This window comes from Actinomadura sp. NAK00032 (assembly GCF_013364275.1).
In the GTDB taxonomy this organism is placed as follows: Bacteria; Actinomycetota; Actinomycetes; order Streptosporangiales; family Streptosporangiaceae; genus Spirillospora.
In genome coordinates, this window is sequence record NZ_CP054932.1 from 7,624,951 (window position 1) to 7,648,478 (window position 23,528).

The 23,528-nt window shown below is 73.1% G+C and carries 18 protein-coding genes; 4 read left to right on the plus strand and 14 right to left on the minus strand.

What is annotated here, in order from left to right; translation table 11 throughout:
• Positions 1-45 precede the first annotated feature (45 nt).
• Genes galT through HUT06_RS34890 form a run of 4 tightly spaced genes read right to left on the minus strand, consistent with a single transcriptional unit; the run spans position 46 to position 4,622 of the window.
• Entirely contained in the window at positions 46-1,098 is a 1,053-nt protein-coding gene (galT, locus tag HUT06_RS34875) for a galactose-1-phosphate uridylyltransferase (RefSeq protein ID WP_176199608.1), read from the minus strand.
• A gap of 28 nt (positions 1,099-1,126) precedes the next feature.
• Entirely contained in the window at positions 1,127-1,777 is a 651-nt protein-coding gene (locus tag HUT06_RS34880; protein WP_176199609.1) for an ATP/GTP-binding protein, read from the minus strand.
• Positions 1,758-2,135 (minus strand): DUF742 domain-containing protein, encoded by a 378-nt coding sequence (locus tag HUT06_RS34885; protein WP_176199610.1) that lies wholly within the window; start codon positions 2,133-2,135, stop codon positions 1,758-1,760. The genes HUT06_RS34880 and HUT06_RS34885 overlap by 20 nt, the downstream gene beginning before the upstream one ends.
• Positions 2,136-2,141: 6 nt before the next feature.
• Positions 2,142-4,622 (minus strand): nitrate- and nitrite sensing domain-containing protein, encoded by a 2,481-nt coding sequence (locus HUT06_RS34890; RefSeq protein WP_176199611.1) that lies wholly within the window; start codon positions 4,620-4,622, stop codon positions 2,142-2,144.
• A gap of 402 nt (positions 4,623-5,024) precedes the next feature.
• On the opposite strand from HUT06_RS34890, the gene HUT06_RS34895 reads away from it, so the two are divergent.
• On the plus strand, positions 5,025-6,182 hold the full coding sequence (locus tag HUT06_RS34895; RefSeq protein ID WP_217711585.1) for an ABC transporter substrate-binding protein: 1,158 nt from the start codon (positions 5,025-5,027) through the stop codon (positions 6,180-6,182).
• 19 nt (positions 6,183-6,201) lie between these two features.
• Here HUT06_RS34895 and HUT06_RS34900 read toward each other — a convergent pair whose 3' ends face one another.
• The 7 genes from HUT06_RS34900 to HUT06_RS34930 all read right to left on the minus strand — a co-directional run bounded on the left by HUT06_RS34900 (position 6,202) and on the right by HUT06_RS34930 (position 15,797).
• Positions 6,202-7,851 (minus strand): serine/threonine-protein kinase, encoded by a 1,650-nt coding sequence (locus tag HUT06_RS34900; RefSeq protein ID WP_176199612.1) that lies wholly within the window; start codon positions 7,849-7,851, stop codon positions 6,202-6,204.
• Positions 7,852-7,870: 19 nt separating this feature from the next.
• Entirely contained in the window at positions 7,871-8,947 is a 1,077-nt protein-coding gene (locus tag HUT06_RS34905; protein ID WP_176199613.1) for a family 2 encapsulin nanocompartment cargo protein polyprenyl transferase, read from the minus strand.
• A 34-nt stretch (positions 8,948-8,981) separates the two neighbouring features.
• Positions 8,982-10,397, minus strand: coding sequence for a family 2B encapsulin nanocompartment shell protein (locus HUT06_RS34910; RefSeq protein WP_254715541.1), 1,416 nt, complete (start codon positions 10,395-10,397; stop codon positions 8,982-8,984).
• The gene (locus HUT06_RS34915) at positions 10,394-11,839 is read right to left on the minus strand and encodes a family 2B encapsulin nanocompartment shell protein (RefSeq protein WP_176199614.1); all 1,446 of its coding nucleotides are present in this window, start codon (positions 11,837-11,839) and stop codon (positions 10,394-10,396) included. Before HUT06_RS34915 ends, HUT06_RS34910 begins: the two co-directional genes overlap by 4 nt.
• Positions 11,840-12,293: 454 nt before the next feature.
• The gene (locus HUT06_RS34920) at positions 12,294-13,691 is read right to left on the minus strand and encodes an MFS transporter (protein WP_254715542.1); all 1,398 of its coding nucleotides are present in this window, start codon (positions 13,689-13,691) and stop codon (positions 12,294-12,296) included.
• Positions 13,692-13,763: 72 nt separating this feature from the next.
• On the minus strand, positions 13,764-14,321 hold the full coding sequence (locus HUT06_RS34925) for a hypothetical protein (RefSeq protein WP_176199615.1): 558 nt from the start codon (positions 14,319-14,321) through the stop codon (positions 13,764-13,766).
• 276 nt (positions 14,322-14,597) lie between these two features.
• On the minus strand, positions 14,598-15,797 hold the full coding sequence (locus HUT06_RS34930) for an RNA-guided endonuclease InsQ/TnpB family protein (RefSeq protein WP_368407043.1): 1,200 nt from the start codon (positions 15,795-15,797) through the stop codon (positions 14,598-14,600).
• Between the two features lie 181 nt (positions 15,798-15,978).
• Here HUT06_RS34930 and lpdA point away from each other — a divergent pair, with 181 nt between their 5' ends.
• Complete coding sequence (lpdA, locus tag HUT06_RS34935) at positions 15,979-17,382, plus strand: dihydrolipoyl dehydrogenase (RefSeq protein WP_176199617.1); 1,404 nt, start codon at positions 15,979-15,981, stop codon at positions 17,380-17,382.
• Between the two features lie 142 nt (positions 17,383-17,524).
• A complete protein-coding gene (locus tag HUT06_RS34940; RefSeq protein ID WP_176199618.1) occupies positions 17,525-18,982 on the plus strand; it encodes a serine/threonine-protein kinase in 1,458 nt (485 codons plus the stop codon).
• Here the strand turns inward: HUT06_RS34940 and HUT06_RS34945 are convergent.
• The 3 genes from HUT06_RS34945 to HUT06_RS34955 all read right to left on the minus strand — a co-directional run bounded on the left by HUT06_RS34945 (position 18,979) and on the right by HUT06_RS34955 (position 21,891).
• Positions 18,979-19,587: a hemerythrin domain-containing protein gene (locus tag HUT06_RS34945; RefSeq protein ID WP_176199619.1), complete on the minus strand. Its 609-nt coding sequence runs from the start codon at positions 19,585-19,587 to the stop codon at positions 18,979-18,981. The two genes, HUT06_RS34940 and HUT06_RS34945, sit on opposite strands and share 4 nt — an antisense overlap.
• Before the next feature lie 53 nt (positions 19,588-19,640).
• A complete protein-coding gene (locus HUT06_RS34950; protein ID WP_176199620.1) occupies positions 19,641-20,552 on the minus strand; it encodes a DUF2637 domain-containing protein in 912 nt (303 codons plus the stop codon).
• Between the two features lie 85 nt (positions 20,553-20,637).
• Positions 20,638-21,891, minus strand: coding sequence for an FAD-binding oxidoreductase (locus tag HUT06_RS34955; RefSeq protein ID WP_176199621.1), 1,254 nt, complete (start codon positions 21,889-21,891; stop codon positions 20,638-20,640).
• A gap of 121 nt (positions 21,892-22,012) precedes the next feature.
• Here HUT06_RS34955 and HUT06_RS34960 point away from each other — a divergent pair, with 121 nt between their 5' ends.
• Positions 22,013-23,527: a helix-turn-helix domain-containing protein gene (locus HUT06_RS34960; RefSeq protein WP_176199622.1), complete on the plus strand. Its 1,515-nt coding sequence runs from the start codon at positions 22,013-22,015 to the stop codon at positions 23,525-23,527.
• Position 23,528 lies beyond the last annotated feature (1 nt).

A 23,528-nucleotide genomic window follows, 5' to 3' on the forward strand; every position in this document is an offset into this window, starting at 1 on the left:
CGGAAACTCGGTTCCCCAGTGACGTTTCCGCCGGGCGCGGCGCTGTTACCCCCCGGCCGGGGCGGCGTCGCGGAGCCGGGCGGCGATGTCCTCCGGGGAGACGTCGTTGATCCAGGCGGCCATGCCGGACTCCGACCCCGCCAGGTACTTGATCTTGTCGGGCGCGCGGCGGATGGAGAACAGCTCCAGGTGCAGCCGGAGCAGGTCGTCGCCGGCTGGCGCCTGGTGCCAGCCCGCCACGTACGGGAGCGGGGAGCCGTAGAGGGCGTCGCAGCGGCGCAGGAGGTCGCGGTAGAGGACGGCCAGCTCGTCGCGCTCCCCGGCGTCCAGCGCGGTGAAGCCGGGGACGTGGCGGTGCGGCATGAGGTGCACCTCCACGGGCCAGCGGGCGGCGGCCGGGACGTAGGCCGTCCAGTGCTCGCCCGCCAGCACGACGCGGCTGCCCGCCCGCTCGGCCTTGAGGACCTCGTCGAACAGGGCGGGCCGCGCGGCGGCCATCGCCAGCATGCGCTCGGTGCGGGGCGTGATGAACGGGTACCCGTAGATCTGGCCGTGCGGGTGGTGCAGCGTCACGCCGATCTCGACGCCGCGGTTCTCGAACACGTACACCTGCCGGACGCCGGGCACCGCGGCGATCTCGGCGGTCCGGTCGGCCCACGCGTCGACGATCGTCCGGACGCGGGAGACCGGCAACTGCGCGATCGAGGCGGAGTGGTCGTCGGTGAAGCACACGACCTCGCAGCGCCCGGCGCCCCGGGAGCGTTCCACGCCGTCGATCTCCGGCGGGACGGGCGGGGTGCGGACGTCGAAGGACGGGAACCGGTTCTCGAACACCACCACGTCGTAGGACGCGTCGGGGATCTCCGAGGCGGGCCCGCCGGGGCACAGCGGGCACTGGTCGGCGGGCGGCAGGAACGTCCGGGTGTTGCGGTGCGCGGTGATCGTGACGCGGTCGCCGGTCAGCGGGTCGCGGCGCGTCTCGCAGACCGGTTCGACCGGCGCGAGGCCGCGCGGGTCCGGGACGGGCGCCCGGCCCGGCGCCTCGTCGTAGTAGACGATCTCGCGGCCGTCGGAGAGCCGTGCGCGTGTCCGGAACATGTCCCGGGCAGCCTACCGCGCCGGGTGCTCACCCGGCCGGGGCGCCCGCCGGGTGCTGCTCGTGGTGCACGCTCAGCAGGTGCCGCACCAGCGTCGTCAGCACCTCCTTGCCGGAGGCGCGCTCGCGGACGTCGCACAGCACGATCGGGGTGTCGGGACGCAGGTCGAGCGCCTCCCGGATCTCCTCGACCGTGTAGTCGTAGCCGTCGTCGAAGCAGTTCACCGCGACGACGAACGGCAGCCCGCGGTTCTCGAAGTAGTCGACGGCGGGGAAGCAGTCGGCGAGGCGGCGGGTGTCGGCGAGGACGACGGCGCCGAGCGCGCCGTAGGACAGCTCGTCCCACATGAACCAGAAGCGGTCCTGGCCGGGCGTGCCGAACAGGTACAGGATCAGGCCGTCGCGGATCGTGATGCGGCCGAAGTCCATCGCGACGGTGGTGGTGGTCTTCTGCTCGACGCCCGCGGTGTCGTCGACGCCGACGCTCCGGTCGGTGAGCAGCTCCTCGGTCTGCAGCGGGCGGATCTCGCTGACGGCGCCGACCATGGTGGTCTTGCCGACGCCGAACCCCCCGGCGACGAGGATCTTCACCGCGACCGGCGCCGCCGCGCCCTCCGCCGGAGCCCCGCCGTCTCCGGCGGGCTCAGCGTTCGCCGCGGACTCAGAGGGCTTGGAGACCATGGAGCACTTCCCTCAGCAGACGTTCCTTGGAGAGCGGGCTCTCCTGTTGGGGACGGGTGACGGTGATGAGCCGGTGGTGCAGCAGATCGCCGAGCAGGACGCGCACCACGACCAGCGGCAGCCGCATCCGCGCCGCGATCTCGGCGACCGGCTGCGGCTGCACGCACATCTCCAGGATGTCGATGTGCTCGGGGCCGATGCCGGGCGAGCCGGACCGGGGCCGCGCCGCGGTCGCCACGATCGTGATCATGTCGAAGTTCTCGCGGGTCGCGGGGCGCGCGCGCCCGCGCGTCAGCGCGTACGACCGGACGATGGGGCCGGCCTCGTCATCGAGCCATTCGCTGCCTGGACCGGTCATGGCCCGTCACGATTCCTCGTTGTCGAGGGCCTCGGCGCGGCCGCGCCGGGTGCCCTGCTGGATGGACGACATCATCGACCGCAGCTCCTCGGGCGACCGGATCGGGCGGCGCGGCGCGGCGGGCCGCGGCGATGTGACGGTGGGGTCCTCGCGCAGCTGGGCGGCCATGTTCTCCTGCCGGACGCGCCGCGGCAGCGGCGGCCGGGAGGCCGCGCCCGGCCCGTCGGCGGGCCGCCGCCTGACCTCCCGCGGCGAGCGCGGGATCCCCGGCTTGGCGGGCGGCGCCGGCTTGGACTCCGGTTCGGGTTCGGGCTGCTCGGCGGACGGCGGGTCGCCCCACGGCGACGGCGCCGGCGTGGACGGCTGCGGAGGCACGATCCCCCACGCCCCGCTGGACGCCGAACCGGGCGCCGGCGGCTCCTCGAACACCGGAATGGGCCCGGTCCGCGCCAGCGGGTCGTCGGCCGCCGGCCCGGGCGCGGCGGCGTGGCGTCCCGCCGGGAGCCGCAGCACCGCGCCGCCGCCCGGTTCCGGGCGCGGCTCGCGGGGCCGGCCGCCGACCACCGAGCCGACGGGGACGAGCGCGTCCTCCGCGCGGCGGGTGGTGAGCGCGGGCGTGCCCGGCGCGGTGTCGCCCTCGTCCGGCACGACGAGGGCCTCCGGCAGCAGCACGATCGCGGTCATGCCGCCGTACGGGGACGTCCGCAGCGTGACCTTGATGCCGTGCCGGCGCGCGAGCCGGCCGACGACGAACAGGCCGAGCTGGGCGCTGTCGGACAGGTCGAACTCGGCGGCGGTGGCGAGCCGCTCGTTGGCGGCGGCGAGGCTCGGCGCGTCCATGGACAGGCCGCGGTCCTCGACCTCCAGCGTGAAGCCGTGCGAGACGGCCTGCCCGTGGACCTGCACGGTCGTGTGCGGCGGCGAGAACACCGCCGCGTTCTCGACCAGCTCGGCGAGCAGGTGGATGACGTCGGCGACGGCCGGGCCGACGATCGCGGCGCGGGTCATCGGAGCGACGTTGACCCGGGTGTAGTCCTCGACCTCGGACGCGGCGGCGCGGGCGACGTCCACGATCGCGACGGGGCTGCGCCAGCCGCGGCCGGGCGCCTGCCCGGACAGGATGATCAGGCCCTCGGCGTGCCGCCGCATGCGGGTGGCGAGGTGGTCGACCCGGAACAGGTCCTCCAGGTCGTCGGGGGTCTCGATGCGCCGCTCCATCGCGTCCAGCAGCTTGAGCTGGCGGTGCAGCAGCGTCTGGCTGCGGCGGGCGAGGTTGACGAACACCTCGCTGACGTTGCGGCGCAGCGTCGCCTCCTCGACCGCGCCCTGGATCGCGGTGCGGCGGGCGGCGTTGAACGCCTCGCCGACCTGGTCGATCTCCCGGGTGCCGAACGCCAGCGGCGGCGCCTCGGCGGCCACGTCGACCTCCTCGCCGGTGCGCAGCCGGCGGATCACCCCGGGCAGCCGGACGTCGGCGAGGTCGATCGCCTCGCGGCGCAGCCGGGCCAGCTCGCGGATGACGGACCGGGCGACCCACACCGCGAGGACGAGCGACGCGGCGACCGCGACCAGGCCCAGCGCGCCGGCGAGCACGACGCGGGTGATGATGCCGTCCGAGATCGGCTCGGCGCGCCTCTCCGCGCCCGCCGACACGGCGAGTTCGAGGCCGCGCAGCCGCGTCAGGTTGGAGTCGGCGGTGGTCTTCCACAGCACCCCGGCCTCGCCGGAGCGCCGCACGCGGCGGGGCGAGGCGACGAACCGGTCCTCCAGCGCGCGGAGCCGGCCGTACTCGGGCATCCCGGCGACGCGCTGGTAGTAGGCCCGGTCGGGGTCGCGCAGCTCGGCCGCCGCGTACCCGTAGAGGGCGCGCTGGGTGCCGACGAGCTTGACGAACCGGGCGTGCTCGGCGGGCGTCATCCGGCCGGCGGCGAGCGCGCCGGCGAGCAGCGCGTCCTCCTGCGCGAGGACCTCGCGGGCACGCGACAGCGACGCCTCGTTGCGGGCGTCCTTGGCGACCTCGGAGTTGTCCAGGGTGGCGAGCGAGCCCTGCAGCGCGCCGACGTCGCCGAGCAGCGTCGTGTAGTCGGTGAACGCGCGGGTGCGGTCGGTCCTGCCGGTGTCGATGGCGCGGCGCCGGTCGTCCAGGCCGTCCAGCTCGGCCAGGATCTTGCCGGCGAGGCGCTGCGCGTCCGCGGGGGCGACGCCCCGCACGGTCGCGGACTCGGCGAGCCGGCGGAACAGGTCGGCCTGCCGGTCGGTGACCAGCCGGCCCGACTCCATCGCGGCGCGGTCGCCCTCCGCGCGGCTGCCGAGGTACACCACCGACAGCCGCCGCTCGGCCTGCAGCGCGCCGCCGAGCGCGCCGGACGGGTACCCGTAGTGGTCCTGGACGGTCTTGACGTGCCGCAGGTTGAGCCCCTCGCCGAGGGCGATGCTCGCGGCGAAGGCCCACAGCACGCCCAGCGAGACCACCGAGACGGTGACCATCAGGACGACCTTGAAGCGGATGGAGCGGAATCGCGCCGCCTTGGGGGCCCGCCGGTGTCCGGCGGCCGAGTCCGTGGCGGTGCGGCCTCGTTTTGGCACTGCGGCTGAACTTTCCCTAGGGCGGACGGCTTGCGGGGCTGGAGGATCCGGGGACGGTCGGACGGGGGTCTCGGGCGGCCGGCGGGCCGGCGAAACGGACAGGGCCGCGGTGCCGACCGGGACGCCCGGAACGGAAGGAGAGCCTAAGACCGCACGCCACCGTGTGTCGACAGTTTCCGGATCATCACGTTTTGTGTACACAGACGGCGGCAAATGCCCCTACGATGCCTCAGCGTGATGGATCGTTCTCGCCATGCGACGGATTCCGGCCGGTCACCCGTCCGAACGCGCAGGTCACGGACCGTGCTAGCCGCGGCGGCGCTCGTCACGGCCGCCGCCCTCGGGGCCGGGTGCAGTGACGCGTCCGGCGCCGCCGCGCCGCCCGACGTCCAGATGATGCGCACGCTCGGCACCCCCGAGGGCCGGCTCGACCTCGTCGCCTGGACCGGCTACGCCGAGGACGGGTCCAACGACCGGAAGGTCGACTGGGTCACCCCGTTCACGAAGGCGACCGGCTGCCGGGTGCACACGAAGGTCGCCGACACCTCCGACGCGATGGTGGCGCTCATGCGGACGGGCCGCTACGACGGCGTGTCGGCGTCCGGCGACGCGTCCCTGCGGCTCGTCTACGGCGGGCTGGTCGCGCCGGTCAACACGGGCCTGCTCAGCAACTACGACGACATCGCCGCGTACCTGAAGAACCAGCCGTACAACTCCGTCAACGGGAAGATGTACGGCGTCCCGCACGGCTACGGCGCCAACATGCTGATGTACCGGACGGACAAGATCCTGCAGCGTCCGACCTCGTGGAGCGTCGTGTGGGACGAGGACTCCCCCGCCGCCGGGCACGTCGTCGCCTACGACTCGCCGATCTACATCGCGGACGCGGCGCTCTACCTGAAGGCCCACCGCCCCGACCTGAAGATCACCGACGTCTACGCGCTGGACGAGGAGCAGTTCCAGGCCGCGGTCGACCTGCTCAAGCGGCAGCGCCCGAACGTCAACCAGTACTGGTCGAACTACCTGGACGAGCTCCAGTCGTTCAAGAGCGGCTACAACTACGCGGGCACCGCGTGGCAGGTGACCGCGAACCTGGCGCTGGCGGAGAAGGCGCCGGTGGCGACGACCATCCCGGAGGAGGGCGCGACCGGCTGGTCCGACACCTGGATGATCTCGTCGAAGGCGCAGCATCCCACCTGCATGTACAAGTGGATGAACTGGATCACCGCGCCGAAGGTGCAGGCCGAGGTCGCGCAGTGGTTCGGCGAGGCGCCCGCCAACCCGAAGGCGTGCCGGTACACCGCCAAGGGCTTCTGCTCGACCTACCACGTCGGCGATCCCGAGTTCTACCGGCGCCTGGCGTTCTGGAAGACGCCCGCGAAGGACTGCGGCGACGACCGCGGCGACAAGTGCGTTCCCTACGACCGCTGGGCGCAGGCCTGGACGCAGATCAAGGGCTAGCGGCGGGCCGCGAGGCGGGCTACGAGGCGGGCTTCATGGCGTAGCAGTAGTTCGACTTGCCCTTGAAGTAGTGGCGGGCCCGGCCGTCGCCGTACCGCCACTGGCAGCCGCCGTCGAGCTGGGCCGCCGACAGCTTCATCGTGCCGCCCTTGCGCTTGACGCAGTACGCGCCGGGGCTCGGCGTCTCGCGGTACTCGACCCACTCCCAGCCGAGCTTCACGCAGTACGCGCTGAAGTGCCCCGGCCCGAGTTCCACGCGCACGGGCTTCGGCGCGCGCGTCGGGGCCTTCGACGGCGACCGCGACGGGCCCGCCGACTTCGACGGCGACCGCGACGCCCCCGGCCGCGAGGGACTGGCGCTCGCGCTCGCGCTCGGCGACCGGGTCCCGGCTCCGCTGCCCGCCTCGGCCGGGGCGCTGGGCTGCGGGGTGTCGGGCCCGGCCGAGCCGTTGACCGCGACGCTCTCGTCCCGCTTCGCCGGCTCGTCGCCGGAGAACCACACCGCTCCGAAGACGACGGCGACGACGGCGGCCACCGCAGCGGCGCCCCCGATGAGCGCGATCTTCGCGCGCCCGCCACCGCCGTGCGGTGCGGTGACCGCGTCCACCCGTCCAGCGGCGGGCGGCGGCACGACCGGCGGCGGCATGCCGGGAGTCGGCGGCATGGCGGGAGGCGGCGGCATGCCGGGAGGCGGCGGCGGGGGCGTGTGGGCGGTGTTCTCGCTCGCCTCGGACGGGGCGGCCGGTGGCGGCGGGGGCAGCAGGGCGGCGGCCGGGACGGGCGGGCGTAACGTCCCCGGCGGAGGCGGCGACGGCGCGCGCCCCGGGCGGACGAGCCGGTCGAGGACGCCCTGCGCGGACGGCCTGCGCGCCGGTTCCTTCGCGAAGCACTCGGTGAGCAGGCCGCGCAGCGGCTCCTCCACGCCGGTCAGGTCGGGCTCGCCGTTCGCGATGCGGTTGAACACGACCGGCACGGACTCGTTGCCGAACGGCGGCCGCCCGGTCGCGGCGAACGCCATCGTCGACGCCCACGCGAACACGTCGGCGGCCGGGGTCAGCTCGCCGGGTTCCAGCTGCTCGGGCGCCATGTAGGCGGGCGTGCCGACCGCGCGGCTGACCATCGTCTGCGCGCCGGACAGCGCCCGCGAGATGCCGAAGTCGATGACGCGCGCGCCGTCGGGGCCGATGAGCACGTTGTGCGGTTTGAAGTCGCGGTGGACGATGCCGGCGTCGTGCAGCGCGACGAGCGCCGTCGCGGTCGCGATGGCGAGCCGGTCGAGGGCGCTGCCGGAGCGGGGGCCCCGCTCGGCGACGACCCGGCTGAGCGGCGGCCCGTCGATGTACTCGCTGACGATGTAGCGGCGGTTCCCGGACGTGCCGGAGTCGAGGACCTGCGCGGTGCAGAACCGCGCGACGTGCTTGGCCGCCTCCAGCTCGCGGGTGAACATGTCGAGCGCGCTCAGCGTGCCGAGGTCGCTGCTCAGGTGCGCGTGGAACAGCTTCACCGCGACCTGTGCGCCGTCGCCGCCGTCGCCGCCGCCGGGGCCGCCGGGGCCGTCGCCGTCGCCGCTGGTGCCGAGGTAGACGACGCCCTGGCCGCCCTCACCGATCCGCGCGGTGAGCCGGTAGGCACCGATCTGGCGCGGGTCGTCCGGTTCGAGGGGCTGCACGCCCAGCAGTGTAGGCGGGTCAGTGATCGCGCCGGGTCATCATCCGGACGAGCGTGAGAAGTTCGGCGGCGGCGTCGGGAGCCGCGCCCGCCAGGTGGGTGCGGGCCGCGACGAGGAGCGTGTCGGCGTGCGCGGCGGCCCAGGCGCGGGCGCCGCTGGTCTCGATGAGCGCGGCGGCGCGGGCGGTGTCGTCGTCGGTCAGCGGCTCGTCGCGCAAGTACAGCGCGGCGAGTTCGGCGGCGGCGGGCGTGCCGGACGTCAGCGCCGCCACGACCGGCAGCGACTTCTTGCGGTTGTGCAGGTCGGAGTGGACGGGCTTGCCGGTGATGGCGGGGTCGCCCCAGATGCCGAGCAGGTCGTCGGCGAGCTGGAAGGCCAGCCCGACCTGCTCGCCGAAGGTGCGCATCCGGGCGGTCTCGGCGGCGGTCGCGCCGCCGTACAGGGCGCCGAGCGCGCAGGCCGCGCCCATCAGCGCGCCGGTCTTGCGGTTCGCCATCGCGAGGCACTCGTCGAGCGCCACGTCCGTGCGCTCCTCGAAGGCGAGGTCGGCGAACTGCCCCTCGACCAGGTCGACGACGGACCGGGCGAGGATGCGGACGCCGTGCGCGACCGCCGGGGAGTCGTCGGCGGCGAGCGCCTCGTAGGCGGCGGCGAGCAGGGCGTCCCCGGCGAGGATCGCGGCGTTCGTCCCGAAGACCGTCCAGGCGGTGGGGCGGTGCCTGCGGGTGGTGTCGCCGTCCATGACGTCGTCGTGCAGCAGGGAGAAGTTGTGCGCCAGCTCCACCGCGACGGCGGCCGGCAGGGCGGCGTCCGCCGTCCCGCCGGCCCCCTCCGCCGCCAGCAGCGCCAGCGCGGGGCGGACCGCCTTGCCCGCCGGGCCCGTGTCGGGCCGGCCCCGCTCGTCCCGCCAGCCGAAGTGGAACTCGGCGATGCGGCGGGCCGTCTCCGGCAGCGCCCCGACCGCGTCCCGCAGGGCGGGGTCGAGCAGGCTCCGGCTCCACCGCAGGATGTCGGCCGCCGACCGGGCGCGCCGGTCCGGGCGGTGGTCGCAGCCGACGACGGCGGGGTCGTCCTTCCAGGCGGGCACGGCGGGCATGGCGTCCTCCCCTTCCTTCAGCGGGCGATCGCGCTCAGCGGGCGATCTCGACGTTCTCCAGGACGCCGAGCGCGTCCGGGACCAGCACGGCGGCCGAGTAGTAGGTGCTGACCAGGTACGTCAGCAGCGCCCGGTCGCCGATGCCGGCGAACCGGACCGACAGGCCCGGCTCCACCTCGTCCGGCAGCCCGGTGCGGCGCAGCCCAATGACGCCCTGGTCCTCCTCGCCGGTGCGCAGCACCAGGATCGAGCTGGTCCCGGCCGGGGTGATCGGGATCTTGTCGCACGGGTAGATGGGGACGCCGCGCCACGCCTGGACGCGGCGTCCCTCGACCTCCGCGCAGGACGGGTACACCCCGCGCCGGGTGCACTCGCGGCCGAACGCGGCGATCGTCTTGGGGTGGGCGAGGAAGAAGCGGGACTTGCGCCGCCGCGACAGCAGCTCGTCCATGTCGGCGGGGGTCGGCGGGCCCCCGCTGGTCTGCAGGCGCTGCCGCAGGTCGGCGTTGTGCAGCAGCCCGAAGTCGCGGTTGTTGATGAGCTCGTGCTCCTGGCGCTCGCGCAGCTCCTCGATGGTGAGCCGGAGCTGCTGCTCGACCTGGTCCATCGGCCCGTTGTAGAGGTCGGCGACGCGGGCGTGGACGCGCAGCCTCGTCTGGGCGAGGCTCAGCCCGTACTCGCGCGGCGAGGCCTCGTAGTCGGCGAACGTGGCGGGCAGGACGGGTTCGCCGTCGTGCCCGGACGCCACCTCGATCGCCGCCTCGCCGTGCCGGGTCTGCGGCGGTGGCGGCGCGTCGCGGTACTCCTCCAGGTGGGTGCGGAGGGCCTCGGACCGCTCGGTCAGCTCCTCGACCGCCGCGCGGGGCAGCGTCAGCACGATGGCCGGGGTCAGCGCGCGGAAGGTGTGCGGCCACTCCTCGTCGACGCCGAGCAGGGCGCGGTCGCCGAAGAACCGGCCGTCGGCGAGGATGCCGACCCGGGCCTCGCCGCCGTACTTGCCGGGACCGGCCTCCTCGACCTTGCCGTGCGCGATCAGGTGGACGCCGTCGAGCGGCCGGCCGGCCGCCGCGATCGTCTCGCCGGGCGCGTACTCGTGCTGCTCGAACCGCGCGGCGAGGCCGTCCAGCACCTCCGGGTCGCCCAGGTCGCGCAGCGGCGGCAGCTCGGCCAGCTCCGGCGGGACCACGCGGACGGCGGCGCCGTCGTTGACGAACGTGACGATCCCGTCGCCGAGCTGGTAGGTGAGCCGCCGGTTCACCCGGTAGGTGCCCGCGTCGGCCCGCACCCACGGCAGCAGCCGGAGCAGCCACCGCGGGGTGATGCCCTGCATCTGCGGGACGGACTTGGTCGTCGTCGCGAGGTTGCGGGCGGCCTGCGTGCCGAGCGCGAGCCGCGCCCCGGTGGACCCGGCCGCGCCGGCCGGGCCGCTGTCGGTGGTCGGCTCCGTCACGCGCCGGCACCGCCGTGCGCGATCTCGACGGACTCCAGCATGCCGAGCGCGTCCGGAACGAGGACGGCGGCCGAGTAGTAGGCGCTGACCAGGTAGTTGATGAGCGCCTTCTCGTCGATCCCCATGTACCGGACGGACAGCCCCGGCTGGTACTCGTCCGGCAGGCCCACCTGGTGGAGCCCGACGACGCCCTGCGCGGCCTCGCCGGTCCGCATCAGCAGGATCGAGCTGGTCTTGGTCCTGCTCACCGGGATCTTGTTGCACGGGAAGATCGGCACGCCGCGCCAGCCGGGGACCTTGCTGCCGCCGACGTCGACGCTGCCGGGGTAGACGCCGCGCGCGCTGCACTCGCGGCCGAACGCGGCGATCGCCTTCGGGTGCGCGAGGAAGAACGCGGGTTCCTTCCAGACGAGGGTGAGCAGGTCGTCCATGTCGTCCGGCGTGGGCGGGCCCGAGCGGGTGTGGATGCGCTGGGACAGGTCGGCGTTGTGCAGGAGCCCGAAGTCGCGGTTGTTGATGAGCTCGTTCTCCTGGCGCTCGCGCAGCGCCTCGATGGTCAGCCGGAGCTGCTGCTCGACCTGGTCCATCGGCTCGTTGTAGAGGTCGGCCACGCGGGTGTGGACGCGCAGCACGGTCTGCGCGACGCTCAGCTCGTACTCGCGCGGGGACGCCTCGTAGTCGACGAACGTCCCGGGCAGGACCGGCTCGCCCTCGTGCCCGGACGCCACCTCGATGGCCGCCTCGCCGTGCGCGTTGCTCGGCCGGTCGGGGCTCGCCCGGTACTCGTCCAGATGGGCCTGGAGGGACGCGGACTGGCCGAGGGTCTCCTGGAAGTCGGCGTCGCTCATGCTGAGGACGGTGCACGCGGTCACGGCCTTGACCGTGTGCTCCCAGGTCGGCTGCTCCTCGCCCTCGTCAGGCGCGAGCAGGGCCCGCTCGCCGAAGAAGTCGCCGTCGGCGAGGGTGCCGAGGGCGGCGTCGGCGCCGTACTCGCCGGCCCCGATCTTGCTGAGCTTGCCGTGCGCCACCAGGATGACGCGGTCGACCGGGCGGCCGCGCTCCACGATGACGTCGCCGGGCTCGTACTCCTGCTGGGTGAACCGGCCGGCGATGGCGTCCAGCGTCAGGTCGTCGTCGTAGCCGCGCAGCGGAGGCAGCTCGCCCAGCTCGCGGGGGATGACCCGGACGTCGGCGCCGGTGGTCACGAACGTGACCCGGCCGTCGCCGAGGGTGTAGGTGAGGCGCCGGTTGACGCGGTAGGCGCCGCCGGCCGCCTGGACCCAGGGCAGCAGCTTCAGGAGCCACCTGGAGGTGATGCCCTGCATCTGCGGGACGGACTTGGTCGTGGTCGCCAGATTCCGTGCCGCCGCGGTACCGAGGCTCAACTGGTCCTGCTGCTGTTCCGTCACGTCCACACCACCGATTCGTCGAAGGTCCGTCATGATGAGCCGTCTTCCGGCCAACGGTGACGCTACTGAACGTAATTGTTACATCGCAATGAGCCATCGGATTGCCGGATCGCCACACAACTCGCACCCACACGCCACTGCCCGAATCCGGCGCCGCACCGGCGTGCGCCGAGGCCAAGCGGACGACCAGTGGTTTTTACCGTCCAGTGGGGTTTCGCCCCAGGTCAGCGCGGTGCCACGTGAGGCAGATCACCCGATTTGTCGGCCTTGGCAAGGAAAGACCTACCGCATCCTGGTGTTGTACGGAACGAGCACAACAGGCCCGGTCAGGACGGGTCTGGCGAACCGGAGGGGAGGCTCCCAGTGACCGCAGTCTGGACAGCACTGGCCATCGAGACGGGCACCGCACTGGTGATCGCGGGTTCGCTGGCGGGCTGGGCCCGCCGGCACTTCCGCCGCGCCCGCTGAGCGGCCGCGCACCCGGCCTTCACGCCGCCCCGGAACCCGCCGGTTCCGGGGCGCGCTCGTTCCCGGCCTTCTCGATCGGCACCCCCGCCGTCTCCGGGATCTTCATGATCGGCACCAGCGCCACCGCCGCCGCGATCATCAGGTAGTACGCCGGGACGTAGTTGGAGCCCGTCACGTCGATCAGCGACCCGACCAGCACCGCCGCCGTCCCGCCGAACAGCGACGTCGAGATGTTGTAGCCGATCGCGAACGCCCCGTACCGCACCTTCGTGGGGAACATCGCCGGGAACGTCGCGCCGATCACCGCCAGCATCAGCACCAGCAGCCCGCCGACGATCGCGTACCCGGCCGCGACGCCGAGCTTGTTCTCGGTCTGCATGAGCGCGAACGCCGGGTACGCCAGCAGGAGGTAGCCGATCGCCGCCGTCATCAGCAGGGGTTTTCGTCCGATGAGGTCGGACAGGTGCCCGAGCGGCAGGATCACGGCCATCATCGCGAACTCCACGCCGATCGTGATGAGCTGCGCCGTGTCGTCGTTCATGTCCAGGAAGTCGACGAGGTACGAGGGCATGAACGTCAGCAGCGTGTAGTCCGCGACGTTCAGCAGGAACACGATGCCGATCAGCATCGCGATGACGCGCCAGTAGTGCTCCAGCGTCTCCTTGAGCGGCGACTGGGCCTTCTTGCCCTCCTGCTCCATGGCCTGGAAGGTCGGGGTGTCCTCGATCCTCGTCCGGACGTAGAGCCCGACGAGGCCGAGCGGCAGCGCCACCAGGAACGGGATGCGCCAGCCCCAGCTGTGCATGGCGCTCTCGCTGAGCGCCAGGTCCATGATGAACACCAGGCCGGCGCCGAGGATGTAGCCGGTCAGCGTGCCGAACTCCAGGAAGCTGCCGAAGAACCCGCGCCGGTGCGTCGGCGCGTACTCGGCGATCATCGTGGCGGCGCCGCCGTACTCGCCGCCCGTCGAGAAGCCCTGGATCAGCCGGACGGCCAGCAGTGCCAGCGGCGCGGCGATCCCGATCGTGTTGTAGTCCGGCAGGATCCCGATCACGAACGTCGAGCCCGACATCAGGATGATCGTCGCGGCCAGCACCCGCTTGCGGCCGAGCTTGTCGCCCATCGGACCGAAGAACAGCCCGCCGAACGGGCGGGCCAGGAACGCCGCCGCGATCAGCGCGAACGAGCGCAGCGACGCGCTGCCCGCCGCCTCCTCCGGGAAGAACTTCGTGCCGATGATCGCCGTCATCACCCCGGCGCTGAACACGCCGAAGTCGAACCACTCGATGCAGTTCCCCATCGCGGACGCGATCACGGCCTTGTGGACGGCGCCGGTGCCGCCCCGGTCCGCCGGCAGGCTCGCCCCGTCGTCCGCCGGCCCGTCCGCCGCCCCGGTGCGCTCAGCGTCGTCGTTCACGCGCTACCTCTGCCCGATGATCGGCGAAGCTAACGCCGGGTCACGCCGCGGCCACTCGCCGGAGCGGCGCCGTCACGCCTTCCCGGACCTGCCCGCGGCGCCCTTGGACGCCTTCGGCTTCGCCGGGCGGGTGTCCTCGTCCTCGTCCTCGTCGTCGGGCAGCGCGGGCAGCGCCGTGGTGGGCTGGTCCGCGACCTCGCCGGGCAGTTCGTCGGTGCGCCCCGGGTCGCCGTCGAGCAACTCGTCGAGGGTGGCGGTGCGGTCCGCGCCCGCCGGCTCGTCCAGCAGGAGGTCGTCCTCGGGGATCGACACGAGCGCCTGCGTCTCCACCGACTCCCGGGTGATCACGCCGCTGGCGAGGACGTTGTTGCGGTGCCGCAGCATGCCGTTCTCGCGGAGCAGGTTGTCGACGTCCGAGCGGGCCCGCGCGATGCGGCGGCTCAGCCGGACGTGCACGAGGAACCCGCCCGCCGCCGCGCCGAGGATGAACCCGGCGACGGGGAGGCCGACCGCGGGCGGCGCGAGCGTGGCCACCAGCGCGACGGCGACCAGCGCGACGACCACGGCAAGCGCGACGAAGTGCTCCTCCATCCAGTCGAGGACGGTGTTGACGCGCTTGGGGATCCTCACTCGGCGACTCCTCCACTCGGCTCGGGCGGCGCCGGCGCGCGGCGGTTCACCGGCCCCGCGACGCCGCTGTTCGGATGCACCGCCGGGCACCGCGGCCGGGACGGTCCGGGCGCGCACCCGCACCGGCGCGCCGCTCTCCTGCACCGGACGCGCCTCCGCGAGATGCTGACCGCAGGAAGGCCGTCCGAAACCCCAACTGTACTTGACTGCTCCCCTCACTGAAGGGAAGGGATTGTTCAGCCCCCTCCCGCCACGAGATGTGCGGGGATTCACGGCTCAGGCCGCCTCCCGCCCCGGCGGGGCGGGAGGTCTTGCGCCATCGGCACCGTCCGGGTCCAGACCCGCCCGGACCAGCATCACGCGCGCGGAGTTCTTGTCCCTGGGCCGGGACGTCCCGCACGCGGTGCAAGTGTAGACACGCTCCGACAGCGGCAGGCGGTGCTTGGCTCTCGCACCGCACTGTCCGCAGTCCATGGTGGTGTAAGCCGGGTCCACCAGACGGACGTCCCGGCAGTGTTTGCGACCCATCTCGATCAAGGCCCTCTTGGCGGCGCCGATCGCAGCGTCGGCCGACTTGCGCGCCATCGTCGAGCGGGCCAGGAACTTAGGGTGGAAGTCCTCCACCGCGACCACGTCGTGATCGCGCATCACTTTCTTGGCCCATTTGCGGGCGTCGTCCTGGCGCTGCCGCGCGGCCTTGGTGTGCGCCTTGGCCGCCCGCCGCCGTGCCATGCGGTATCCCTTGGACTGCGACTTGCCCTTTGGGGCGCGGCGCCGGGCCATCTGCCGCTGATAGCGCGCCAGCCGCGCGGCGCCCTTCTTCCCGTGACCGGCATGGGGCAGGTCGTGTTCATCACTGGTCGTGGTCGCGGTCTCGGCCACACCCCAGTCCACGCCGAGGACGCGACCGGTGGGCGCCAGCGGCTCCACCCGCGCGAGCACCACGAACGAGGCGTACCAGTGCCCCAGGCAGTCGCGGTGGATCCGCACCGAGGACGGGATCCCGGGCAGGCGGCGCGACCACACCACCACCGCCGCGACGCCGCACGCCAGATGCAGGCGGTCGTCCTTGAGTCGGAACCCGCGTCGTGTGTAGTTCAGCGTCGGACGGGCCACGCCCCTCTTCTTCAGACGCGGCATCCCGGCCCGCCGTCCGACCGGCAGCCCCGCCTTGATGTCGGCCAACGCCCTGGCCCGCGACTTGCCGAAGTCGCGGACGGTCTGCTGCTGGGGCACTGACGCGCCCGCGCCCAGCCACCGCTGCTCGGCGCGCCATCCGGTCAGCATCCTGTCCAGCCGCGCCGGACCGCACGCCTCACCCGCCGCGTGTGCGGCCCGGGACCGGGACACACACTCATTCCACACCCATCGACACCGATCCCACTCGGCCAGAAGCGCACGCTCAGCGGCCGACGACAACCGCAACCGGTACCCGTACCGGGCGCTACCCCCACCGTCTGCCGCCGTCACGAGCACCAACCTTCAATCAACGCTACGTAATCATATTGCCACTCTAAGGTCATGCATGACGGCCGGATTCCTCTCCGGCCTGAAGGCAGACGCATCCTCCGGGAACACAGTGACGTCGGTCGCTGCGGCGGCGGGCGGCTCGCGCCGGGATGCGAACACATGGTCGCGGCGAATATCGTCCATGTATATGAGCGAACACTTTGACGTCGTGGTCCTCGGCGCGGGCCCGGGTGGATATGTCGCCGCGATCCGGTCGGCACAGCTCGGGCTGAAGACGGCGATCATCGAGGAGAAATACTGGGGCGGGGTGTGCCTCAACGTCGGCTGCATCCCGTCGAAGGCGCTGCTGCGCAACGCGGAGCTGGCGCACATCTTCACCAAGGAGCAGGAGACCTTCGGGATCAACGTCGAGGGCAGCGTGTCCTTCGACTACGGCGTCGCGTTCCAGCGCAGCCGGCAGGTGTCGGACAAGCTCGTCAAGGGCGTCCAGTTCCTGATGAAGAAGAACAAGATCACGTCCTATGACGGACGGGGCACGTTCACCGACCCGAACACCCTGCAGGTCGCCCGCGCGGACGGCTCGTCGGAGACGGTGACGTTCGACAACTGCATCATCGCGGCGGGCGCCCACACCAAGCTGCTGCCGGGCACGTCGCTGTCGGAGCGGGTCGTCACCTACGAGGAGCAGATCCTCAGCTCCGAGCTGCCGGACAGCATCGTCATCGCCGGCGCGGGCGCGATCGGCGTCGAGTTCGCCTACGTGCTGCACAACTACGGGGTGAAGGTCACGATCGTCGAGTTCCTCGACCGGATGGTCCCGAACGAGGACGCCGACGTCTCCAAGGAGCTCGCCAAGCGCTACCGCAAGCTCGGCGTGGACGTCCTCACCTCCACCCGCGTGGACGCGATCGACGACTCCGGCGAGAAGGTCAAGGTCACCGTCACCGGCAAGGACGGCGCCCAGCAGGTCATCGAGACCGACAAGGTCCTCCAGGCGATCGGCTTCCAGCCGAACGTGGAGGGCTACGGCCTGGAGAAGACCGGCGTGGCCCTCACCGAGCGCGGCGCGATCGACGTGGACGGCCGCTGCCGCACGTCCGTCCCGCACATCTACGCGATCGGCGACGTCACCGCGAAGCTGATGCTCGCGCACGCCGCCGAGGCCATGGGCATCGTCGCCGCCGAGACCATCGCGGACGCCGAGACGATGGAACTCGAGTACATCATGATCCCCCGCGCGACCTACTGCCAGCCGCAGGTCGCGAGCTTCGGCTACACCGAGGCCCAGGCCAAGGAGCAGGGCTTCGACGTCAAGACCGCGAAGTTCCCCTACAGCGCCAACGGCAAGGCCCTCGGCATGGGCGAGGGCGACGGCTTCGTCAAGGTGATCAGCGACGCCAAGTACGGCGAGATCCTCGGCGCCCACATGATCGGCCCCGAGGTCACCGAACTCCTCCCCGAACTGACCCTGGCCCAGCAGTGGGACCTCACGGTCAACGAGGTGGCCCGCAACGTCCACGCCCACCCCACCCTGGGCGAGGCGATGAAGGAGGCCGTCCACGGCCTCGCCGGCCACATGATCAACCTCTGACCCCCACCCGGCGTGTTCGCCTCCCCCACGAGGCGAACACGCCCCGGCCGTCCGCCGTCCGCCGTCGGCTTCGGCGAGCACGAAATCTCCGCGTTCCCGAGTCGATATGATCACCGGTCCGGGGGATGTGTGAGGAGGGGTCGTGGGCGAGCGGAGGGGCCTGCTGCCCACGGATCCGGACTCGGTCGGCCCCTATCGGCTTGAGGATCGGCTGGGCGCCGGCGGGCAGGGGACGGTCTACGTCGGCCGCTCGGCCGACGGCGCGCCCGTGGCGGTCAAGCTGCTGCATCCGCATCTGTTCGGCAACGAGGTGGCGCGGACGCGGTTCGTCCGCGAGATGCAGATCGCCGAGCGGGTGGCGCCGTTCTGCACCGCGCAGGTGCTCGACAGCGGTGTCGTCGACGGCCGGCCCTACATCGTCAGCGAGTTCGTGGACGGCCCGTCCCTCCAGGCGTCGGTGCGCGACACCGGCCCGCGTACCGGGGCGGCGCTGGAGCGGCTGGCGGTCAACACGGTGACGGCGCTGGCCGCGATCCACCGGGCCGAGGTCGTCCACCGCGACTTCAAGCCGGGCAACGTCCTGCTCGGGCCGGACGGGCCGGTCGTCATCGACTTCGGCATCGCCCGCGCCCTCGACCTCAACCAGTCGATCATCACCAGCCAGGCCGTCGGCACCCCCGGCTACATGGCGCCCGAGCAGATCCGGGAGGACGAGACCGGCCCCGCCGCCGACATGTTCGCCTGGGGCGCGACCATGGTCTTCGCCGCCACCGGCAGGCGGGCCTTCGACGGCGGTTCGATCCCGGCGGTGATGCGGGCGATCCTGGAGGACGAACCGGACCTCGGGGGCCTGCGGGCGCCGTTCGCCGCGATCGTCCGCGAGTGCCTGGCCAAGGACCCGGCCAAGCGTCCCACCGCGGCGGACGTGGGCGAGCGGCTGCGTGACCTGCCCTCACCTGCCTGGGAGGGCGGCGCCGAGCCTGCGGTCTCCGCTGCTCCGGACACTGTCCAGGACTCCGCTTCGGATGCGGGCCGCAGTGGGAAAGGGCGTCGGCGCGCGCTTCTGATCGGGGTGGCCGTCGCGGCGTTCGTCGTGGCGCTGGGCGGCGGCTACGTGCTGCTACCGTCCGATGGGGAGGGCCGGACGTCCGAGGCGGCCGAGACCCCGGAGACCGCGACGTCCTCCGGGGTCCCCGCCACCGGGACGACCGGGCCTCCGGCGAGCCCGAGCGAGTCCGCGAGCCGTGAAGCCGGGCCGTCGTCCGCGACGTCGAAGGCGCCGGAGAGCGGCGCGGCGCCTTCGACAGGCTCGGGCAGTCGTACGCCTCGGCCGTCCGGCAAGCCGTCCGAGCCGTCAGGCGGTGGTGAGGAGAAGGCGCCTGCCGGGCCGAAGACGCTGGGGACCATCTCGGCGAGCGACGGCACCGGGTACTGCCGGTCCCGGGGATACGCCGGTGCGGTACGCGAGTACGGCGGCGACTACTCCTGCTACGGCGCCCCCGGACGCACGACGGTCACCCTCACCGCCCTCTGCCGCTGGAAGTATCCGAACCACTCCAACGTCAAGGCCGACGGCACCACCTGCAAGTCGCAGAACTAGGTGACGTTCCAGAGGTCGAGGGCGGCGTGGGCGGGGCGCCAGACGGTTTCGTAGGCGGTGCGGGCCTGGTCCGGGAGGAAGGCCAGCATCTTGGCGGCGAGGTCCGGGTCCGCGCCGTCCAGGAGCCACGGGATGACGCGGGGGCCGTTGGGGCCGAGTTTCGCGCCGTGCACCTGGCCGAAGTTCGCGTAGTGCTCGGGCGGCAGGGTCTCGTCGATCAGCGGGAGTGCCGCCTCCTCCTCGTGCCTCAGGTGGGCGGTGAGGGCGGTCGCCAGGCGGTCGGCGAGGGGGCCCAGGGGTTCGGTGCCGGTGTCGATCGCGTCGATGACGGGGTCGATGGTGGCGTGTTCGGCCTCCATCGCGTCCATCAGGGCGAGACCCTCCGGACGGTCGGCGAGGGCTTCGCGCATGGGCGGCCACAGGGCTTCGTCTTCGGCGGTGTGGTGGACGTGCAGGGCCGTCTTGAACAAGTCCCAGCCCGGTGCTTCTGCGAGGATGCGGCGCGCCTCGTCGTCCGGCCGGGCGGCGACCTTGGTGAGCTGCTCCAGCTCCCGGCGCAGCGCGTCGTGCATGACGTACATGGCGGTCCAGTCGTAGGTGGCCATGGTTTCCCCTTCCGTTTCCCCATAGACGGATTTCGGGAGGGAAGTGTGACTCGTCAGGACGTGGGGGCCGGGCTGGAGAGGCGGCTCAGGAGGCGTTGGCCCTGGCGGGAGCTGATGTTGAGGCGGCGGCCGAGTTCGGCGCCGGTGATGCCGGGTTCGGCGTCGATGATGGCGAGGGCGCGGGCCTCGTTGTCGGTCGCCACGCTGCGCGGGACGCTCGCCTTCTTCTGCTTCGGCGGCGCCGGCGTCGGTGTCGGTGCCGGCGTCGGCTCGGGCTCAGGCTCCGGTGGGGCCGTGAGGGTGGTGACGCGGGTGAGGGCCTGGTCGAGCATGACGCCGTCCTTGAGCATCCAGACGACGTCCGCCGGGGCCTTCGACTTCCACTTGCGGCCGTAGTGGTCGTCCAGCAAGGCGTGGGCGTGGCGGCGGCGCTGCTCGGCCTGGAGGGCGTCGGGGTAGGACGTGATCTGCCACAAAACCATGCGGCGCCACAGGCGGAACGTGGAGAACGGCGCCAGCAGCCAGCGGGCGACGGGCACGCCTTCGCGGACGGTGCCCGCGGCGATCCCGGCGCGGCGGCGGATGGCGTGCCGGACGGCCTCGATGAACGTGATGAACAGGACGGGCATGGCGGCGTGCATGACCATGCCCGTGACGTCGCCGTGCGCGGCGGAGACGTTGAGCCAGACGGTCGCGGCGGTGAACGCGAACGCCATCCAGCGCAGGGCCGGCATGGGCATGGCCAGCCACTCCAGGAGCAGCGCGACGGAGACCAGGGCGAGGATGCCCAGGTCGACTCCGGCCGGGACGATCCACGCCTCGTCGCCGAACCAGGGCTCGGCCACGTCCCGGACGGACGCGAACGAGCCGTATCCGCCGAGTCCGGCGAGGCCCGCGAAGAAGACGCCGCCGACGGCGGCCAGGACGCGCTGGGCGCGGGTCAGCGGCATCGTCGTCCGGTCCATCGCGTCCCTCCCGTCACGGGGTGTCTAGATCACCCCGTGACGGTAGCGTGCCGTCCCGGACGAAACCGGCAATATCCCCCAGTCGTCAGCGGAGCGGGTCGAACGGGTCCAGCTCGACCGGCCGCCGACCTGTGGTGATCTGCTCGGCGAGCAGGCGGCCGGTCGCCGGGCCGAGCGTGATGCCCCACATGCCGTGTCCGCCGGCGGCGAAGACGCGCGGCGAGCGGGTCGCGCCGATCAGCGGGAGGCCGTCGCGGGTGCAGGGGCGGGAGCCGACCCACTCGTCCTGCCGGTCGCCGAGGTCGGCGCCGCGCAGGAGGGGGCGGGCGGCCTCGACGATCGCCTTGATCCGGCGCTGGTCGAGCGGCGCCTCCGGGGTGCGGAACTCCATCATCCCGGCGACGCGGAGCCGGTCGCCGAGCGGCGTGCAGGCGACGCGCTGGGCGGGGAAGTAGACGGGGCCGTCCGGGACGCGGTCCATCGGCACGCTGAAGCTGTAGCCGCGGCCCGCCTGGACGAGGGACCGCACGCCGAACTGCCGGGCGAGGTCGCCGAGCCACACGCCGCTCGCGAGCACCACCGTGTCGAACCGCTCGGAGTCGCTGCCCGTGGTGCGGACGGAGACGCTGCCCCGCTGGTGCCCGATCTCCGTGACGGCCGCGCCGGTGCGGATCTTGCCGCCCCGGTCGCGGACGGAGTCGGCGAGCGCGTGCACGAACGCGCCCGGGTTGATGAACCGCTGGCCGCGCAGCACGATCGCGGCGCCGATCTCGTCCGACAGGGCGGGTTCCAGGGCGCGGGCCTGGTCGCCGGTCACGGCCTCGTACTCCAGTTCCTGGCCGGCCGCGCGGATGTGCTCGATCTCCTCCAGCAGGACGCGGCGCTCGGCCGCCGTCCGGTACGCGGCGAGGAAGGACCCGGCCTCGTTCGTCCGCGCCTTGACGCCGCCGTCCAGCAGCGCGTCGAAGCTCGGCAGCGCCCGGCCGTTGATCGGCACGAGCGACTCCATCGCGCGGCGCCACCGGGCGGCCGTGCTGTTGCGGGCGAACCCGGCGAGGAAGCGCAGCAGGCGCGGGTTCGCGCTCGGCGGGACGTAGACCGGTGAGGACGGGCTGAGCACCGCCCGCACACCGTAGGAGAGGACGGCCGGCTCCGGCAGCGGGGTCGCCAGGCCGGGCGTCAGCCAGCCGGCGTTGCCCCAGGACGCGCCCGCGGCGACGTCCCGGCGGTCGAACACGGTGACATCGGCGCCGTGCTCCTGAAGGAACCAGGCGGTGGACAGCCCGACCATGCCGGCGCCCACGACGGCGACTCGGCGCGGCGGTGCGTCGAGAGCCATGGCGACTCCTCTCCTCGCTCATACGCGTGACACTTCGATAGTGCGCCGCGCTGAAGCCGTCGTCTCTGTCGCGATCGGCCAATCCCGTCAGGGCTCACCGTGCGAACGGCACAATGGACGCATGGTGAAGCTCGACGTGGCCGACCTCGTCGACTCGCTGGGGCTGCTCCGGCTGCTGACGCCGGGGCGCGGCGGGCAGGTCCACGACGTGGTGCTGGCGGAGCCGGGCGAGCCGGCGGGGCAGCCCGGCGAGATCGTCCTCGCCGTGGGCGTGTCCGACCCGGCCGAGGCCGTGGCGCTCCTCGAACGGGCGGACGCCGCCGGCGCGGAGGGCGTCGTCCTCAAGGCACCCGCCGCACCGGAGATCGTCGAAGCCGCCGCCGGCCTGAAGCCCGCCCTGATCGAACTCCAGCCCGACACGTCCTGGACGCACGTCATCTGGCTGGTGCGCGGCGCCATCGACCGCGCCTACGCGCCGCAGCCGTCCGGCATCCCCGACGACCTGTTCGCCCTGGCCGACACCGCCGCCGAGATCGCCGACGCGCCCGTCACCCTGGAGGACGCCCAGTCCCGCGTCCTCGCCTACTCCGGCCGCCAGGACACCACCGACCCGGCCCGCGTCTCCACGATCGTCGGACGCCGCGTCCCGGCGCAGGTCATCGCCCACCTCCGCGCCTGCGGGGTGTTCCGGAAACTGGCCCGCTCCGCCGACCCGATCCTCGTCCCCGCCGGGCCGGACGACATGCTGCCCCGCCTCGTCATCCCGGTGCGCGCCGGAGGCGAGTGGCTCGGCTCGATCTGGGTGGTCGCGCGCACGCCCGTCCCGCAGGACCGCGTCCGGCGCCTCACCGACCTGGCGTCCGTCGTGGCCCTGCACCTCCTGCGCCTGCGCGCCGAGGCGGGCGTGGCGCGCCGCGTGTCCGCCGACCAGCTGCGCACCGCGCTCCGCGACGGCGCCCCCGTCCCGGCGGACCTGCCGTACCGGGCCGTGATCCTGGGCGGCGGCGAGGACCTCCGCCGCCGCCTCGACCTGTGGGAGGCCATCACCCACCGCTTCGGCTGGCACCGCCCCCTCCTCGCCGACGTGGACGGCGCCCTGTACGCCCTCCTCACCGACCCGCCCCGCGCCCGGGGCGAGGCGGGGTCGACGCCGTGGCTGCGCGACGTCCTCACCGAGGTCCGAGCCCACGACCGCACCCTGTACGCGGCGGCGGGCGGCCCGGCCCGCTCCTCCGTCGACCTCCCCCGCTCCCGCGCCGAGGCCGCCGAACTCGACGCCCTCATCACGTCCGGCCGCCTCACCCCCGGCCTGCTCCTCCTGGAGGACGTCTGGGACGCGGTCGTCGTCGAACGCGCCCGCAAGGCGACCCGCGTCGAGGAGGGCCTCCTGGGCAGCCCCCTGCCCGCCCTGCTCCGCCACGACGAGAAGCACGGCACCGCCTTGCTCGCGACCCTCGCCGCCTGGCTGGACCACTACGGCGACCCGAAGGGGACGGCGGAGGCCCTGTCCGTCCACCCGAACACCCTGCGCTACCGCCTGCGCCGCATGGCCGAGGTGACGCCGCTCGACCTGTCGTCCCGCCAAACGCGCCTGGCCCTGCGCCTGCAACTGACCGCCCTCGGAACAGGCCCGTAGC